The sequence below is a fragment of the Embleya sp. NPDC127516 genome, from assembly GCF_044765325.1.
Classification (GTDB): Bacteria; Actinomycetota; Actinomycetes; order Streptomycetales; family Streptomycetaceae; genus Embleya.
The window spans coordinates 12,740-29,970 of sequence record NZ_JBIWJT010000036.1 but is presented as its reverse complement, the minus strand read 5'-3'; the positions used below and the strand labels follow the sequence as shown (position 1 = coordinate 29,970).

Below are 17,231 nucleotides of genomic sequence, written 5' to 3'. Positions count from 1 at the left end.
GCCGACACGGCATAGGTGGGTATCCATGGAACTGCGCGACCTGAGATGTTTCCTGGCCGTCGCCGAGGAACGGCACTTCGGCCGGGCCGCGGCACGGCTGTACCTGTCCCAACCGATGGTCAGCAAGGCGGTGCGCCGTCTGGAGCAGCAACTGGGCACCCGACTGGTGGACCGATCCTCGCTGCCGGTGGCGCTCACGCCGCTGGGCGAGGTGTTCCGCAGTCGGCTCGACGAGTCGTTGCGGGTGCTCGACGACGCGTGCGCCGAGGTGCGTCGGCGGGCCAGTTGGGACGCCGATCAGGTGCGCGTGGGATATACCTCGGGCCTGGGCCCATCACTCGTGTCCGCCGCGATCTCCGCGCTGCACATCCGCCACCCGGCGCTGCGCGTGCAGTGGACCAGCGAGCCGACCGCCCGTCAGGTGGCCGACGTGCGCGAGGGTGTCCTGGACGCGGGGCTGGGCTGGCTGCCGGACCTGGGCCCGGGCTTCGAGTCCGCGCGGGTCGGTACGTTCGCCTTCGTCGCGCTGCTCCCGCAGGAACACGCGCTCGCCGGGCGGTCGTCGGTGAACCTGACCGAGTTGGTCGGCAGCGGCGAGCCGGTCGTGGTGTGGCCGCGGCAACCGCACCCCCGGCTGTTCACCCGCGTCACCGAGGCGCTGCGGCGGTCGGGGGCGACCGAGATCGTCGAGGCGTACGGCAGCGTGGACGACGTGATCGCGCGCGTGGTGGATCGCCAGGGGGTGGGCCTGTCGCCGCGCGGGTGGGCCCGGCAGCGTCCCGTGCGCGGGGTCGTCCAGGTCCCGCTGACGGGGGCGCCGGACGTCGCGGTGACCGCCTTCTGGCGGGCCGACGCGGACCACGAGGGGGTCGGCGTACTGGTCCAACTGCTGCGCGAGGTGGCGGCGGCCAGCGACCTGGCCGATCAGCTCTGAGCGTGCCGCACACCGCATCCGCCCGCGCGGCCCCCGGTGACGCGTGCCTGCGGCCCGAGTGCGCTTCCGCACGACCCCGCACACCGCGTCCCGGCGCGCGGCCCCGATGGCGCGCGATCGTGCCCGAAGCGTTGGCGAGGCCCTTCACCGTCCCCAGTAAAGGGCCTCCCCTGCTCAACGGCGCGGCCCCGTCGCCGGTTCCCGCCGCGCCGGACTCATTGCAACAGGCGCCCCAGCCGTCCCGGCAGGTTGGGCAGCCCGGGAATCCCCGGCGTGCCCTGCTGCCCGGCGGGCTGGTTGGCCGCCGCGGCCTGGGTCGGGATCAGATTCGGGTCGATGGAGATCTCCGAGGACTGCATCAGCACCGTTCCGCTACCGACGAAGTCGTACTGGTGCTCCTCGCCGGACGCGCCGCCCAGACCGGTCAACCGCCGCGCCATGCCCAGCGCGCCGCGCATGTACTTGGTGTCGAAGTGGTGGCACGGCGTCGGGCAGTCCGCCCAGCCGAGCAGTGCCTCGGGGTCCACCCGGATCGGCGGCTCGACGAAGTGCACCGCGCCGTTGGAGGCGGCCACGAACTTGCCGGTGCCGATCAGGGTGACGAACCCCGGCACGATCGACTGCTTCAGGTCCAGGCCGGGCTGGAACGCGAGCAGGTTGGCCGCCCGGATGGTCAGGTTGCCCAGTTCCAGGTCGTACGAGTTGACGTCGAAGCCGCGGTCGGCGAGCAACAACCGGCCCTTGCCCTGCGCGACGATCCAGTCCTGGATGTACAGCGGCGAGTTGAAGTTCGCGGTGACCAACCGGTCGAGCGCGCCGACGCCCAGCGCCTCGAACTTGATCCGCCCGTAATAGGCGATCATCTTGCCCTTCTGCACGAACCACTCGCCGTCGAGTGCCACGCAGAAGGCGTACGGATTGACGTTGTCGTCCTCCGGCAGCGTTCGTGCGTCGAACACCGCGGGGCCGGAACCGAGGGCGGTCACAACTTCTCCTCGCTCGCCTGGACGTAGACCGTGCCCGTGCCCGACAGTTCCAATTGGAACGCCTCGCCGGAACCGCGTCCGATCACGTCGCGCCAACCCACGTTGGCACCGATCCGGTTGTCGATTCGGCCGCGATGTGCCACATATGCCTGCGGGTCGACGTGGATCGAGCGGCCCGGCTGGACCGGCAACTCGATCACGCCGCCGTGCGCGAGCACCCCGCACCAGCCGTGGCCGGTCAGCGTCGTGGTGAACAGCCCCTGGCCGGTCACCTGGCCGCGGATCATGCCGCGCACGCCGCCCTGCGAACCCATGAACATCGTGCCCTGCTGCAACGAGTCCTCGAACACGAGCAGCCGGTCCGCCTCCACATGCAGGGTGTCCCCGGTGATCTGGATCAGGTGCACGTGCCGGCCCGCGTGGCCGAACATCACCGTGCCGTCGCCCTCGGCCTTCATCAGCGGTACCGACTCGCCCGCCAGCCGCCGTCCGATCATCCCGCCGACGCCTTGGGCTCCGGTGGTGGTCGGGGTGAAGGAGACCTCGCCCCGGTAGGCCAACATCGCGCCGCGCAGGCAGTACAGCGTCTGCCCCGGACGTACGGTGGCCTCGATCATCTTGGAGTTGACCTGGTCGAACGTCACGTCTGGCCCCCGATGGTCTGCCGCTCGGTGGGCTGTACGTAGACCAGCCCCTCGCCCTGGAAGCGCAGCTGCACGCTCTCGCCGGATCCCTCGCCGATGAAGGTGCGCCAGTTGACGTCCTTGACGAACTCCTTGCGGAGTTGCCCGGTGTGCGCGACATACGCCCCCGGGTCCACCGACAGCGGTTCGCTCTGCGACACCCGCAGTACGATGGCCGGCCCGTCGGAGGTGACCGCGACCGTGCCCTGACCGGACACGGTCGTGGTGAACAGACCCTGGCCGCTGGTCGCGCCGCTGAGACCGGTGAACTCGGTGCCGGTGCGCAGACTCTGGTCGACGGCGAGCAGGTTGCTCGACTCGACGTGCAGTGTCTCGCCGGTCAGCTGGACGAGATTGATCTCGGTGGCCCGGTCGGCGAACCAACAGGTGCCCTCACCGCTCACCTCCATGAGGGTCATGCCCTCACCGGTGAGACGACGGGTCACCATGCCGCGCAGGCCCTCGCCCCCACCCGACAGTCGTTTGAAGGTCATCCGTCCGTCATAGGCGATCATCGTCCCGTTCCGGGCCTTGACCGCCTCTCCGCTCATGCCCACCGCGAGAACTCGCGTGCCATGCATCACAAAGGTCGCCACGGTCCGGAAGCTAGCAGCGGGCCACCGGTTGCCGGAGGGTGGAAACCCCTCATCTTGCCGGGGTTTTACCAGCGGCGGGGCGATCGGCTGCGGGACCGCGGGTGCGGGAGGAAGCGGTGGTGTCGCCGGGACGACCGGGGCAGCGGTGGGGCGTCGTCGCCGGAACCGGCACGCGGTGCGACGGGCGCCTCGGTGGAGGACGCGGACGGCGCCCGCCCGCCGGGTCCGGCCTGCCCGGTGGAGCCGACCCGGGAAGAGCGGAGAACTCCCCACATGTCGGCCGTTCGGCGTCGGGGGTCGGGCATGTGACGGTCTGTCAGGTGCATCGGGTGGCGATTCGGGCGGTACGGCCACGCCGTTGCGTCGGCGCGGAGGGCCTCTTGTAGCTTGAGAGGGCAGCCGGCCGGATCCGGCGCATCGGCAGGCCGCGGACCGCGAGGAGTGCACCACCATGACGATGTTCGCCTCGCCCGAGGACGCCCGCAGTCGGCTCGGCGCCGTCGACTACCTGACCGACCCCGGCATCGCGACCGCCGTCTTCCTGGCCGACGCGCTCGGCAAGCCGCTGCTGATCGAGGGGCCGGCGGGGGTCGGCAAGACCGAGCTGGCCAAGGCGGTCGCCGCGGCCGGCTCCGCCGAGCTGATCCGGTTGCAGTGCTACGAGGGCCTGGACGAGTCCCGGGCGCTGTACGAGTGGGACTACCGCAAACAACTGCTGCGCATCCAGGCGGGCGTGGACGGGTGGGACGAGGCGCGCGCCGGGATCTTCGCCGAGGAGTTCCTGCTGGCCCGGCCGCTGCTGACGGCGATCCGTCGGGACGAGCCGACCGTGCTGCTGATCGACGAGACGGACAAGGCGGACGTCGAGGTCGAGGGGCTGTTGCTGGAAGTGCTCTCCGACTTCCAGGTCACCATTCCCGAGCTGGGCACGATCACCGCCTCACGGCGCCCGTTCGTGGTGCTCACCTCGAACGCGACGCGCGAGCTGAGCGAGGCGCTCAAGCGGCGCTGCCTGTACCTGTACATCGACTACCCGACGCCGGAGCGCGAGCGGGACATCGTGCTCACCCGGGTGCCCGGCATCCGCGCGCAACTCGCCGAACAGGTGGTCCGCACCGTCGCGTCGCTGCGCGCGTTGGAACTCAAGAAGGCGCCGTCCATCGCCGAAACCCTGGACTGGGCACGGACGTTGATCGCGCTGGAGGCCGACGTGCTGGACGAGGAGGCGATCGCGCGCACGCTCGGCGTCGTGCTCAAGCACTCCTCCGACCACACGCGGGCCGCGAAGGAACTCGGCCTGCCCGGCATCGGCGGCTGATCGCCGATGTCCCTCCTGGACCGTCACACCGGATTCGTCCGGGCACTGCGGCACGGCGGATTGCCGGTGTCACTGGCCGAAGGGCTGGACGCCGCCCGCGCGTTGACCGTGCTCGACCTCGGAGACCGGGAGACACTGCGGGCCGCCTACGCCGCGTCGCTGGTCAAGCGGCACACCCACCGGGACGTCTTCGACACGCTGTTCGAACTGTGGTTCCCGGTGGGCACGGCGGCGACGACCGAGGTCGATCCGATGGACGCGGCGCCCGAGGAACCGGCCGGCGCGGCGCGGGGCGGGGCAGATCCGGACGTCGCCGACGCCGAGGTCTTCCGCGACCGGCTGCGCGAACTCCTGCTCGGCGAGGACGACATCGCGCTGCGCCGGTTGGCGCGCGAGGCGGTCGGGCGGTTCGGCGCCTTCGACGGGTCCTCGGGGCCCTCGTGGTCCGCGAACATGGTCGGTCGCGCCCTGGACCCGCGAACGCTGATGGCGGGCCTGCTGCGCGCGGTGCTGGGTGGCGAACTCCCGGGCGGGGTGGCCGAACGCAACGCGCGACGGATGATCCAGACCCGGATGGACCGGCTGAACGGGCACGTCCTCGCCGACGTACGCCGTCGACTCGCCGAGGAACGCGGTGTCGACCGGGTCGCCGAGACCGCGGTCAAGCCGGCGGTGGAGAACCTCGACATCCTGCGCGCGAGCCGGACCGACCTGATCGCGCTGCGCCGGGAGATCCAACCGCTCGCGCAGCGCCTGGCCACCCGGCTGACGATCCGTCAACGGGCGGGCCGGCACGGCCGTCTCGACTTCCGCCGCACGGTGCGCGCGTCGTTGTCCACCGGCGGCGTGCCGCTGACCACCCACCACCGGCCGCGCCGGCCGCACAAGCCCGAACTGGTGGTGTTGTGCGACGCGAGTGAGTCGGTCGCCTCGTTCGCCCATTTCACCCTGATGCTCGCCTACGCGCTGCGTGAACAGTTCGCCCGGGTAAGGGCGTTCGCGTTCATTGACACGGTGGACGAGGTGACCCGGTTCTTCGAGCGACCGGGCGGGGACGTCACGGAGGCGATGCGCCGACTGACCGCCGAGGCGAATCTGGTGCGGCTGAGCGGACACAGCGACTACGGACACGCGTTCCGAGTCTTCGTGGAGCGCTACGGCGACGTGATCGGGCCGAAGACCTCGCTGCTGATCCTGGGCGACGCGCGGAACAACTATCAGGACCCGGCCCTGGCCGCCATCGAGGCCATGGTGGCGCCGGCCCGGCACGCGTGGTGGCTCAACCCGGAACCGGAGCGCGACTGGGACACCGGCGACTCGATCGCGAGCGTGTACGGTCGGCGGATTTCCATGATCGAGTGTCGCAATCTGACCCAACTAGGGTCCTTCATCGGCGAGTTGGCCTGATCGCGAGCAGTCGACCGCAGCCCGGGGATGGCCGCGAAAGGTCGGCCGAAGGGCTCGATCGAACGTGTTCGTACATTCGGGGGAGTGCCTTGACGTGCCGACTTGACTACCTCTCGGCAAGCCGCGAGGGTACGTGCCGTGATCACGGCACACGTCGATGCCCCTGCTCCGCGAGGCGGGCGGGAGAGATGCCTCGACGGTCGCCGCCGGCTTTTGAGGATGGGTGACAAATGCGAGCTCAGGCCGACGCTCCCGCATGGCGCAAGAGTTCGAAGAGCGGCGGAGGCAACTGTCTCGAGGTCGCGGTCCTCGACGGTGTACTCGTGCGCGACTCGAAGCAGTCGGCAATCGGTCCTCGGCTGCGATTCGCCGGAGCCCAGTGGCGGCTGTTCACGACGCTGACGGGTGCGGCCCGGGTATCCCGGTAGAACCCGCGGAGAGATGGTCGAGCGCTCGTCGAATCAACTCCTCCGCCTGATCGAGATGGGCGATCTGTTCGAGTCGCCAGAAATCCTCCAGGTAATTCAACGGCGCCTCGACCTCCGAATTCTCCCGAATGGTCAGATGCTTTTCCTCGGGACCCTCGACGGAGAGCACCAGACCGTCCTCGGGATCGCGGAACTCGAAGATCGTGTAGCCGAGATTCACGATCGAATTCAGTCCGGCGCTCAGCGGCGCGATCCGTACGAAGACCCGAGGGTATTCCCGGACCGTCAGCAGATGGCGCAACTGCTCGCACATCGCGGAAACCCCGCCGACCGGGCGATACAGCACACCTTCGTCGATCACGAAGTTCAACAGCGGCTCGTCCTCGCCGTTCTGCAGGATCCGCTGCCGGTCCAGGCGCAGCCGAACCTGCTCGTCGACGTGCCGGCCCGGGCTGAGGTGTTCCAGGATCGCCCGCGCGTACCCCTCGGTCTGCAACAGGCCGGGGATGCGCAGCGGTTCGAAGTTGCGGATCAGCGTGGCCGAGGACTCATAGCCCAGGAAGGTGAGCAGGGCCGGGGAGACGATCGTGCGATACGCACTCCACGGGGTGCGTCGCCGTGCGCCTCTGGCCAGGGCCAGGAGTTCGTCCACCCGGGTGCGGTCGGTGATGCCGTACTGCTGGATCAGCGCCCGCAGATCGGTGACGGTCACCCCCACGCCGCCGGATTCGATGCGGATCACTTTCGAAAGCGACCATTCCAGACGGGTCGCCACATCGCGTTGGGTCAATCCGGCCGCTTCGCGAAGTCGCCGCAGCTTGTCGCGTAAGCGCCGACGCAAAATCATCGGATCCTGGCTCGTCGGCATCCATGCCCTCCCCGTGGTGGTCGAAAAGATCACCCATCGGCTTTCCGGTCGGCCATCTCGCGTCTGGCGAGGTGGCAGAAAGCCAACGCACGACCGACATATCGAGCTGTACTGCATGGGGATACCCCACGGCAAGAGGCCCGGCACCCGAGGTCCCGCCACGCGTCGTGCCGGGCGGGAAATTCGGCCGGCCGCGCGAACTCGCGAGCCTGGGGCCGAGGTGGCGGGTGGGTGTGCGGATGCGAGTGGGGCGCGAAGCGGGTGGGCGCGAGCGGCCTTCGAGGCGGTCGTACATCCACCCGGTCGGTGCGAACGTGGCCGGTTTGTCGTCGCCCGATCGCCGGGTTCGATCTGTCAGGCTCGATCCCATGGACGCGAATCGGCTCGCCGTGGACTTCTGGGACAACGCCTACGCGGACGGGATGTACGCCGACGCCGGACCCGATCCGTTCGTGGACCGCATCCTCGCGGTGGCCGCGCCGGGCACCTCGGGCGTCGAGATCGGCTGCGGCAACGGACGCAACCTGATCCCGTTGACCGAGGCGGGCCTGGACCTGGTCGGCGTCGACCCCTCCCGCCTGGCACTGGAGCAACTGGCCGCCCGCGCCCCGGAGTCGACCCTGGTGCACGGCACCCAGGAGGATCTGCCGCCGGGTCGACGCTACGACCTGGTGATCGGCATCCAGGTGCACCAGCACGGCACCCGCGACGCCGCCCGCGAACTGCTGCGCGGCTCGCTGGCCCGGGTCGCCCCCGGCGGCCTGCTCGCGCTGCGGACCGCCTCCGCCGAGACCGAGGCGGTCGAGGCACACGAGGTGCTGGACGTCACGAAGGACGGCGGCAGAACCTTCCGCTACCTGGAGGGCTTCAAGGCCGGCCTCGTCGTGCACTACTACGGCCGACTCGAACTGGAGTCCCTGCTCCGCGACTTCGAACCGGTACTGCCGCTGCGCGCGGAACACACCGAACGCCGCGACCCGCCGGCGGGCATCTGGACCCACTGGGAGACGATCGTGCGCAGGCCGGCGTGACCGGGCCCGATCGGTCCCGCGCGGGCGCGGTCGCTCTTGTGATGGTTGTCGACCTGGGCTAGAGATCATCCGGAGGCGAGAGTCGATCGATCGTGAAGGAGCCTGCCATGACGGTGACCACCGAGCGGCGCGGACGGGTGCTGGTCGTCTCGATCCGGCGGGAGGCCAAGCGCAACGCCATCGATCAGCGGGTGGCCGACGGGATCGAGGCGGCGCTCAACCTCCTCGAAGACGATCCGGAGCTGTGGATCGGGGTATTGACCGGCACCCCGACGGTCTTCTCGGCCGGCACCGATCTGGCCGCCGGGCTGAGCCCCAAGGGTGAACGCGGCGGCGAGTACGGGGTGATCCGCAGGCGGCGGAGCAAGCCGTTGATCGCCGCAGTGGAGGGGTTCGCGCTGGGCGGCGGCTTCGAGATCGTGCTCGCGTGCGACCTGGTGGTGGCATCGAGCACGGCGCGGTTCGGACTGCCCGAGGTCAAGCGCGGACTGATGGCGATCTGCGGCGGCACGTTCCGGGCCCCCCGGGCGCTGCCGCTGAATCTGGCCAAGGAAATGCTCCTGGTCGGCGACCCGTTGCCCGCCGAACGGCTGTACCAGGCGGGCGTGGTCAACCGGGTGACCGAGCCGGGCGAGGCGCTGGCGGGCGCCCTCGAGTCGGCCGAGCGGATCTGCGCGAACGGCCCGGTCGCGGTGCGCGCGAGCCTGAAGGCGGTCGAGGACGTGGTCGCGGCCGACGACGAGCTGGGGTGGAGCAGCACCGCGGAGGGGTTCGCGAGCATCACCGCGTCCGAGGACATGAAGGAAGGCGTCGCCGCGTTCCTGGGCAAGCGGGCACCCGAGTGGACCGGCCGCTGAATCGCTACGCCTCCACGTCCGCGGCCGTACCACCCGTCATCCGCAACAATTCGGCGTACGTGGTCGGGTACATGTGGTTGTGGTCGCCGGCCCCGGCCCAGACCACCTCGTGCTTGTCCAGCCAGGTGTCGACCAGGGTGCGGATCCGGAACGGGTGGCCGACCGGGGCCACGCCGCCGACCTCCTGGCCGGTGGCCGAGAGCACGAACTCCGGGTCGGCCCGGCGCATTTTGCGGATGCCGAGCAGGCGGGAGACGACCCGGGTGTCCACCCGGTGCGCCCCACTGGTGACCACCAGCAGCGGTTGGCCGTCGGCGGAGAACACCAGGCTGTTCGCGATCGCGCCCACGTCGCAGCCCAGTACCTCGGCGGCGGCCGCCGCGGTCGGCACCGTCTCGGCGAATTCCCGAATCTCTCCCGTGCCGCCGAGCGCGCGCAGCGCCTCGGCGACCTTCTCGACCGGCGTATGCATGAGGTGAGACTAGTACCCGTGCGGTGCTACCTTGACCGGCCATGACAGCCAATCGTCGGGTGCTCTTGATCAGTGGGTCGTTGCGGGCGCAGTCCACCAATTCCGCGCTGGTGCGGACCGCGCGGGCGGTCGCGCCGGAGGGGGTCGAGACCATCGTCTTCGACCAGTTGCACGCGCTGCCGCACTTCAACCCGGACGAGGACCGCGAACCGTTGCCGCCCGCCGTGGTCGAGTTGCGGACCGCGATCGACGCCGCCGACGCGGTGCTGTTCTCCACCCCCGAATACGCCGGTGCGCTGCCCGGCTCGTTCAAGAACCTGCTGGATTGGACCGTCGGCGGCGTGGAGACCAGCGACAAGCCGGTCGCCTGGATCAACGCGTCCACCAACCCGAACGGCGCGGCCAAGGCACACGAGTCGCTGCGCGTCGTGCTCGGCTACACCGGAGCCGACGTCGTCGAATCGGCCTGCGTACGCGTCGGCGTGGCCCGCGACGCGGTGGGCCCGGACGGCCTGATCGCCGACCCCGAGGTACGCGCGGGCATCTCCGCGGCCTTGACCACACTCACCCACGCGGTTCCCCCACGCGCCTGACCGCCCCGGCCCGTGGAGCGGTCGATGGCCCGGGCGCTGCTTGCCCGGGTGAGGACCGGCTGATCCATCGCCGGAAGTGGCCTCCCGAACGGTGTTTCGCCGCTCTATGCTGACCCCGCCATCGAGACGGGGGTTACGCGTGCCTGTGATCGTGATCGCTCTGGGGATCGTCTTTCTGGTCGACATCCTGCGGGTGTGGTTGCCCTCGCTGATCACCGTGTACGGCGACGCCGGGGCCACTCCCGCCGAACAACTGGGCCTGTTCGCGATCGCGTGGTTCGCGGTCGCCTTCGCGGTGGTGCCGCTGTGCCGTCGGGTCGGCGGACGACCGGTCGCGGTCCTGGCCGGCGTGGCCATGGTGATGCTGCGGCTGTGGCTGCAGTTCACCGACGGCGGCGACGCGCAGCTCTACCTCGCGTGCCTGGCGCTGGTCGCCGCGCTGTGCTGGCTGATCGCGGTCGCGCACACCGGCTGGGACGCGAGCGTGGGCGTGCCGGCCGGCCTGGCGGCGGCGGTCGCGCTGCACGCCGGGCTCGGCACCCTCGACCCGATGTGGCTGGAGGTCTGGCGCGGCTGGGCCGTACTGGGCACGCTCGCCGTGGTGTTCGTCGCCGCGCAGGTGTGGATCCAGGCCCCGGCCGTACCCGCGCCCGGGCCGGTGTTGTGGGCCGTGTTCGGTCCCGCGCTGTTCCTCACCGGCGTGTTGTTCGGCAACGTCGGTGTCGCACATGCCGCCGCCGGTGAACCACGATGGGGCGTACCGGTGTTGGTGGCCGCATGGGCGCTCGCGGTGCCGGTGTCCCGGCTGCGCGGGGTGTGGGTGCTGCCAGTGGGTCTGGCGCTGCTGATCGCCGGCGTGGCCGGCGCGGGCTACCTGGAGACGAGCGCGCACGACGGCGTCGTCGGCCTGGCCCCCACCGGCGCGGCCGGTTGGCAGGCGCTGGGCGTGCTCGGCCTGGGTCTGGTCCTGGGCGACGCCGCCGCGCGGACGCGGCCCGCGGTGCGCTGGGCGCCGGCCTGGAGCATGGTCGGCTTCTTCGCGCTGACCTTCCTGCACTATGCCCGCTACGACATCGAGATCGGCGTACTGGCTCGCGGGCGGGTGCTGCTCCTGGGGGTGCTCGCGCTCGCGGTGCCCGCCGGCCTCGCGGCGGTACGGGACCGGCGCACACCCACCGCGCCCGAGCCCGAGCCGGAGGCCGCGCCCGTGCCCGCCCGGGCGCCGGTGCGTGGTCGGGGCCGGACCGTGGCGCACGGCGGCGGGCACGGCGGCGGGCACGGCGGCGCCCGGTCCGACGTCCCGCTCGGCGGCCGAACCCGCGCCGGCCGGCCCGCGCAGCGACCCGGCCACCGGCCCGGCGCACGTCCCGGCGCCAAGCCCGCCACCGGTCGTGCGGGCAGCCGACCGGGAGCACCCGCCGTCGGCGGTCCCGCCGGACGCAAGGCGGATCGGGGTCGGGAACTCCCGCCGCCGCCGTCCCTGGCCGAGCGCGTGCACGCGCCACTCGCGCTGGCGACCGTCTTCCCCGTACTGATCGCCCTCGCCGCGTTCGGGCTGCGCCCGGGTGCCGGGTCGGCGCCGGAGCCGGACGTGGCGGCGGGGACGATGCGGGTGGTCACGTACAACATCCGCATGGGGTACGGCGTCGACGGGCGGTTCGACCCGGATCGCACGGCGGACACGATCCGGGCGTTGAAGCCGGATGTGCTGGTGCTCAACGAGGTGGACCGGGCCTGGTTCCTCAACGGCGGCCACGACGTGCTGACCCTGCTCGCGCGCCGGCTCGACCTGCCCTACCGGTTCGCGCCGGCGGCCGACCCGCAGTGGGGCGACGCGGTGCTGACCCGCAAGCCGATCCGGCACCTGGAGTCGATCAAGTTGCCCGCCGGTGGTGCGCCGACCGGTGCGCAGGCGTTGGGCGTGGTGATCGAGGCGGCGCCCGGGAAGCTCGTCGGCGTCGTGTCCACTCATCTCCAGGACGCCGACGACAAGGTCCCGCAGGAGCAGGCGGAGCGGGCCGCGGCGTTCGCCGTGCGGTTGGGGGCGTCGGCGCCGGTGGTGGTGCTCGGCGACATGAACGCGACGATCGACAGCCCCCAGATGCGGGCGTTCACCGGGCGCGGACTCGTGGACGGCCTGGGCCGGGTGCGGCCGTTGCGGACCTATCCGGCGGATGAGCCGAAGCAGGAGATCGACCAGGTCCTGGTGGACCCGCGGTTGCGGGTCGCGGCCGTCGACGCGCCGCCGTCGACGGCGTCCGATCACCTTCCGGTCGCGGTGACGCTCGTGTATTGACCCGGATCGGGCGCGGGCGGGAGGGCCCGCGTACGGTCGACCGCCGGGCGGCGGCAGGCGAGCGGACCGCCCGGGATCGACGGGTCACCCGGGCGGCGGCCTTGCGGGTGGGGAATGTGGGCACCGTCCTTCGGATGGCCACCATCGCGGTGGCTGCGGAGGAGGGGTGTGGGACGGTGACCGAGCGCGACGAGCCCGATCCGCATCGGTGGCAGGCGCTCGCGGTCTGTCTGATCGCGGGGTTCATCACCCTGCTGGACGTGTCGATCGTCAACGTCGCGCTGCCGTCCATCCGCGAGGGCCTCGGCGCGAGCGAGAGCGAGATCCAGTGGGTGCTGTCCGGCTACGCGCTGACCTTCGGACTCGCCCTGGTACCGGCCGGGCGGATCGGCGACGCGCGCGGTCGCCGGATGATGTTCATGACCGGCCTGGCGCTGTTCACCGGCGCCAGCGCGCTGTGCGGCGCGGCGCAGACCTCGCAGTGGCTGGTCCTGGCCCGACTGCTCCAGGGCATCGCCGGCGGCATCCTCACACCGCAGGTGTCCGCGCTGATCCAGCAGATGTTCTCCGGCCGCGAACGCGGCCGCGCGTTCGGCATGTTCGGCACGGTGATCGGCATCTCCACGGCCGTCGGCCCGCTGCTCGGCGGCCTGATCATCAAGGCGTTCGGCGCCGAAGAGGGCTGGCGATGGGTGTTCTACGTCAACCTCCCGATCGGCATCGTCGCGTTCGTGTTGGCCTGGCGCCTGCTGCCGGGGCCCGACCACGCGCATCGGGCCTGTCTGCGCGAACTCGACCCGATCGGCGTGCTCCTGCTCGGCTCCGGCGTGGTGTCGCTGCTGCTTCCGCTGGTCGAGGAACGCCAGTGGAAGGGGCCCGCGAAGTGGCTGCTGGTGCCGGTCGCGGCGGCGTTCTTCGGTCTCTTCGTGCTGTGGGAGATCCGCCAGGGCCGACACGGTCGCAAGCCGGTGGTCGACCTGGCGCTGTTCAAGGTGCGTTCGTACACGCTGGGCCTGCTGGTGATGTTGTTCTACTTCGCCGGATTCACCTCGATCTTCTTCGTCTTCACCCTCTACTTCCAGTCCGGACTGGGCTACAGCGCACTGCTCGCGGGCGTGGCGATCACCCCGTTCGCGCTCGCCTCGGCGGTGGGCGCCTCGATCGGCGGACGCCTGGTGAACCGCTTCGGACACGCGCTGGTGACCGGCGGCCTGGTGCTGGTCGCGGTCGGCCTGGGCGGCGCGATCCTGGCGGTGTACGAGGTGCCCGGGGAGGGAGCCGGCTGGGCGCTGGTGGCGCCGCTGGTGTGTGCGGGGCTGGGCAGCGGAATGGTGATCTCGCCCAACCAGACGCTGACCCTGGCCGAGGTGCCCCCAGCGCAGGGCGGGTCGGCGGGCGGGGTGTTGCAGACCGGCCAGCGGATCGGCTCGGCGATGGGGATCGCGGCGGTGGGGGCGGTCTTCTTCTCCCGACTGGCGGCCGTGCACGGGCAGGACTGGGCCGGGCCGCTGCGTCACGGGCTGGTGGTCTCGGTCGGGTTCGTGCTCGCCGCGTTCGTGGTCGCGTTCCTGGATCTGCGCAAGGAACGCGCGCCGGCGCCGGCCGAGGCGGGCCGGGGCGGCTCGCGGGTGACCCGGTAGCGTCCGGGCATGACCTTCGACATCCACGCGGCACTGCCCTCCGCGCTCGCGGATCGGGCCGGAGCCTGGGAGTTCATCCGCGCGTTCGCCGCCGACCGGTCCCGGGCGATCGGCGCCTCGGACGGCTACGACCCGACGGAACTGGACGCGAGCGCCGCGCGACTGGGCGTCCCGTTGCCGACCGCGCTCCGGGAGCTGTACGAACTGGTGGGGCGGCGCGCGGACCTGACGAGCAATCACGATGTGCTGCTGCCACCGGACAAGCTCTACATCGAGGACGGCGTGCTGGTGTTCCGCGAGGAGAACCAGGGCGTCGCGTGGTGGGGCATACGGCCGGACGGCGACGATCCCGCGGTGATCGCGAGCTACAGCCTGGCCGAGCCCGACGTGGAACGGTGGTCGGCCTGGCTGCCCCGGTTCTCGCTCGCGGCGATCGAGACGGTGCTGTCCGAAGTGCTGCTGTTCGACGACGAACTCGTCGAGGCGATCGAGTTCGCCCCCGAGGAAGTGGAGCAACTCCCGGAGGGACTCACCGAGTTGGCTTTTCCCGGATATCCCGAGTGCGAGGACCCCGGGAACCGGGTGCGCTGGTTCGCCGGCCCCGACCTGCTGGCCCGCTACGACGGCGGGATGATCCTGGTCCGCGCCCGCACGGAGGAGGACCTGGAGCGGTTCTTCGACGCGGTCTGCGGCGAAGAGGAGGACGGGGAAGAGGACGGTAGGGACGGCTGACCCGCCGTCACCACGCGCCGAGGCCCGGAGCACCCCCGACGGGGCACCCCGGGCCTGGGCGATCGCAACGACCCGATCGCGACGAGATCAGGACTGACTGTTGCGGAACGGCTCCTTGGGCTTGCCCAGGTTCGGCTTGCCCAGCACGTCCTTGGACGACAGCGCGTAGATGCCGTGATTGGTCAGCACCCACACCACGTTGCGGTCCCACTCGACGTAGACGCCGTGCGTCTGGTTGCCCATCGCCCACTCCGGGAAGGTGCCGTCCTCGGTGGGCCAGTCCTTGGTCTTGGTGCCGAACGCCTTCGGCACGAAGTACGCCTCGATCTCCGGCCGGGCCGGGTTCCCGACGTCGAAGACCTGGGCGCCCGCGTTGTAGAAGCCGTACACGAGCGTGCCGTCGTCGTGCCGGCCCGGGTTGGTGTAGTAGCCGGTGCGCTTGGGGCCGAAGCTGCCCCGACGCTGGCAGTAGTCGGTGATCCCGGCCGACCTCGGCGGCGTGGGTCGGGGTAGTTGGCCGACGATTCGGGGGTTGGCCACGTCCCGCGCGTCGATCTGGTAGATCGGCTTGTACGGCTCGTAGCAGTCCTCGGTCAGCGGGTACCCGGAGAGGTAGATCATCCCGGTCTTCTCGTACTGCGACACGTCGATGTTGTCGCCCTCGGTGCCCGCCACCGACGGCGGCAGGTCCACGTGGCCCACCTGACGCATCCGCGCCGGGTCCGAGATGTCGAGGATGGTCATGCCCAGACCGCCCTGCACCGCGAAGCCGTACCGGCCGCCCTGCTCGACCGGCTTGGGCACGAACAGCGACATCCGCGCGCCGAGCCAACTGGTTCGGTTGCCGCAGCGCGGGTTCTTCGCGTACGCGTCGTCCTCGCCGGTGACCTGGCCGGGCAGGTGCCAGGTGTCCAGGAGCTTCGGCCTGGTCGGGTCGGACATGTCGTAGGACTGGTAGCCCGCCGAGTGCAGGTTGGTCGGGTACTCGGTGTTGGCGAAGGTGTCGTTCGGCGCGACGGCGATGAACATGTACTTGCCGCCGTCCCAGTACGGCACGTCCAGTGAGCCGGAGCCCTGCTGGGCCCTGGTCGGGTCGCTGTTCAGCGGGTCCGGTTGGGTCGAGTCGGTGCTGACGGTCGAGATCAGCCGCCAATCGGTTTTCCGGGGCCCGTCCAGGCGATAGACCTTGAAGCCCTTGAGCCCGGGCTTGGTGCGCAACTTCTCGACACCGGCGGGGTTGCCGTACTTGTCGTGACCCGGCTCGTCGGTCAACTCGCTGATCTGCCGCTTGTCCTCGAAGGACTGCACCATCACGTAGGCGTTCAGCCGTTTGTTCCACTGGATCGTGGACGCGCCCCAATAATCGCCCGCCGCCCATGTGCCGTTGGCCTTGAGTTCGTCGCCGCCGACGTCCTCGCGGGTCATCCGCTCCACCACCGTGACGTGCTTGACGTCGGTGATGTCGTAGACGCGGCCTTCGGAGCGGTCGTACTGGAACATGTACCGGCGCCCGCCGAAGTCGACGATGTTCTGCCACGTGTGGAAGAAGTCCGGGGTGAAGTCGTAGCCCTCGTAGGCGGCTTCGACGTTCATGTTCTTCACGTACTGCCTGGCGTCGTACTCGGCGCGGCGGCCCGGGAACGGGTGCGGGTTCTCCTCGTCGAGCGGGGTCGCCGCGGGCGCCAGGAACGTGCCGTCGAGCTGCATGCCGTAGGCGTTCGGGTCGGCCGGTTGCGGACGCCGCTCCTGGCACACGAACGGGATGTTGGGATCCTGCTTGCCGGCCGCGGCGTTCGCGGTGTGCGGCGAGGGACCGGCGGCGTCGTCGCCGTCGGGGCCGCCTGGGTAGCCGGCGGTGGTGACCGCCACCAGGGCGGCCACCGCGAGGGCGCCGGATCTGCGATATCTGGCGGATCTACCGGATCTGTTGCCGGGGGCGGGCTTGCGGCGCATCTGACGAACCTTCCGACACGGGACAATGACGGGGAAGTGCGCTTGCGGTGGGACGGGGTGCCACGCGGGGACGGCGCCGAGGTCGCCGGCGGGTTCGGCCCGCTTTCCAGCAGGCGGCAGCCTCCGAACGCGCCGTGATGGCCGGCCGCACCGCTCCCCGTTACCTCTTCGCAGGCGAATGCCACATCCTGCGAAGCAACCCGACCCGGTGGCCCCGGAAGCTCCGGTGCCACCGCGCGTTGGTCGAGGACCGCGGTGCCGACGGACCGGCACGCTCCGCGGCGCGGAACGCGTCGGCGTCGTGGCCGAACAACAACGGCGCGTCGTTACCCGACCCGATCGCCCGTATCCGGGCGAACGGCTCGTCAAGAAGCTGTCGCCACGTGCATGATGGCTGCGTTGGCGCATGTCCATCCAATGCCGATCCGGCGCCACAA

Annotated in this window: 16 protein-coding genes; 10 read left to right on the top strand and 6 right to left on the bottom strand. The window is 70.8% G+C overall.

Annotated elements, in window-relative coordinates; genetic code table 11:
- The first annotated feature begins 25 nt into the window (after positions 1-25).
- Complete coding sequence (locus ACIRL2_RS42765) at positions 26-934, top strand: LysR family transcriptional regulator (RefSeq protein ID WP_395868931.1); 909 nt, start codon at positions 26-28, stop codon at positions 932-934.
- 215 nt (positions 935-1,149) lie between these two features.
- Here ACIRL2_RS42765 and ACIRL2_RS42760 read toward each other — a convergent pair whose 3' ends face one another.
- From ACIRL2_RS42760 to ACIRL2_RS42750, 3 genes are read right to left on the bottom strand one after another with little or no spacing between them, the layout of a single operon-like run.
- Entirely contained in the window at positions 1,150-1,920 is a 771-nt protein-coding gene (locus ACIRL2_RS42760) for an AIM24 family protein (RefSeq protein ID WP_395868929.1), read from the bottom strand.
- The gene (locus tag ACIRL2_RS42755; RefSeq protein WP_402239970.1) at positions 1,917-2,537 is read right to left on the bottom strand and encodes an AIM24 family protein; all 621 of its coding nucleotides are present in this window, start codon (positions 2,535-2,537) and stop codon (positions 1,917-1,919) included. Before ACIRL2_RS42755 ends, ACIRL2_RS42760 begins: the two co-directional genes overlap by 4 nt.
- A 23-nt stretch (positions 2,538-2,560) precedes the next feature.
- On the bottom strand, positions 2,561-3,184 hold the full coding sequence (locus ACIRL2_RS42750) for an AIM24 family protein (RefSeq protein WP_395869248.1): 624 nt from the start codon (positions 3,182-3,184) through the stop codon (positions 2,561-2,563).
- Between the two features lie 472 nt (positions 3,185-3,656).
- Between ACIRL2_RS42750 and ACIRL2_RS42745 the strand changes: the two genes are divergently transcribed.
- The 3 genes from ACIRL2_RS42745 (at position 3,657) to ACIRL2_RS42735 (ending at position 6,352) form a co-directional block, all read left to right on the top strand.
- A complete protein-coding gene (locus ACIRL2_RS42745; protein WP_395869246.1) occupies positions 3,657-4,517 on the top strand; it encodes an AAA family ATPase in 861 nt (286 codons plus the stop codon).
- Between the two features lie 6 nt (positions 4,518-4,523).
- Positions 4,524-5,924 (top strand): VWA domain-containing protein, encoded by a 1,401-nt coding sequence (locus ACIRL2_RS42740; RefSeq protein WP_402239895.1) that lies wholly within the window; start codon positions 4,524-4,526, stop codon positions 5,922-5,924.
- 230 nt (positions 5,925-6,154) lie between these two features.
- A complete protein-coding gene (locus ACIRL2_RS42735; protein WP_395868925.1) occupies positions 6,155-6,352 on the top strand; it encodes a DUF397 domain-containing protein in 198 nt (65 codons plus the stop codon).
- Here the strand turns inward: ACIRL2_RS42735 and ACIRL2_RS42730 are convergent.
- Positions 6,315-7,220, bottom strand: a complete 906-nt coding sequence (locus ACIRL2_RS42730; protein WP_402239893.1) for a helix-turn-helix domain-containing protein — start codon at positions 7,218-7,220, stop codon at positions 6,315-6,317. The genes ACIRL2_RS42735 and ACIRL2_RS42730 overlap by 38 nt on opposite strands.
- 368 nt (positions 7,221-7,588) lie before the next feature.
- Between ACIRL2_RS42730 and ACIRL2_RS42725 the strand changes: the two genes are divergently transcribed.
- Together ACIRL2_RS42725 and ACIRL2_RS42720 are read left to right on the top strand one after the other, a co-directional pair.
- A complete protein-coding gene (locus ACIRL2_RS42725; RefSeq protein WP_402239892.1) occupies positions 7,589-8,251 on the top strand; it encodes a class I SAM-dependent methyltransferase in 663 nt (220 codons plus the stop codon).
- Between the two features lie 107 nt (positions 8,252-8,358).
- Complete coding sequence (locus ACIRL2_RS42720; protein WP_395868919.1) at positions 8,359-9,108, top strand: enoyl-CoA hydratase-related protein; 750 nt, start codon at positions 8,359-8,361, stop codon at positions 9,106-9,108.
- Between the two features lie 4 nt (positions 9,109-9,112).
- Here the strand turns inward: ACIRL2_RS42720 and ACIRL2_RS42715 are convergent, their stop codons facing one another.
- On the bottom strand, positions 9,113-9,580 hold the full coding sequence (locus tag ACIRL2_RS42715) for a YbaK/EbsC family protein (RefSeq protein WP_402239889.1): 468 nt from the start codon (positions 9,578-9,580) through the stop codon (positions 9,113-9,115).
- Positions 9,581-9,621: 41 nt separating this feature from the next.
- On the opposite strand from ACIRL2_RS42715, the gene ACIRL2_RS42710 reads away from it, so the two are divergent.
- The 4 genes from ACIRL2_RS42710 (at position 9,622) to ACIRL2_RS42695 (ending at position 14,841) form a co-directional block, all read left to right on the top strand.
- On the top strand, positions 9,622-10,173 hold the full coding sequence (locus tag ACIRL2_RS42710) for an NADPH-dependent FMN reductase (RefSeq protein ID WP_402239887.1): 552 nt from the start codon (positions 9,622-9,624) through the stop codon (positions 10,171-10,173).
- Between the two features lie 139 nt (positions 10,174-10,312).
- Entirely contained in the window at positions 10,313-12,469 is a 2,157-nt protein-coding gene (locus tag ACIRL2_RS42705; protein ID WP_402239885.1) for an endonuclease/exonuclease/phosphatase family protein, read from the top strand.
- A gap of 134 nt (positions 12,470-12,603) precedes the next feature.
- A complete protein-coding gene (locus ACIRL2_RS42700) occupies positions 12,604-14,109 on the top strand; it encodes an MFS transporter (RefSeq protein WP_395868911.1) in 1,506 nt (501 codons plus the stop codon).
- A 9-nt stretch (positions 14,110-14,118) separates the two neighbouring features.
- Entirely contained in the window at positions 14,119-14,841 is a 723-nt protein-coding gene (locus ACIRL2_RS42695; RefSeq protein WP_402239882.1) for an SMI1/KNR4 family protein, read from the top strand.
- Between the two features lie 87 nt (positions 14,842-14,928).
- On the opposite strand, the gene ACIRL2_RS42690 is transcribed toward ACIRL2_RS42695, so the two are convergent.
- The gene (locus ACIRL2_RS42690) at positions 14,929-16,794 is read right to left on the bottom strand and encodes a hypothetical protein (protein WP_402239881.1); all 1,866 of its coding nucleotides are present in this window, start codon (positions 16,792-16,794) and stop codon (positions 14,929-14,931) included.
- Positions 16,795-17,231 lie beyond the last annotated feature (437 nt).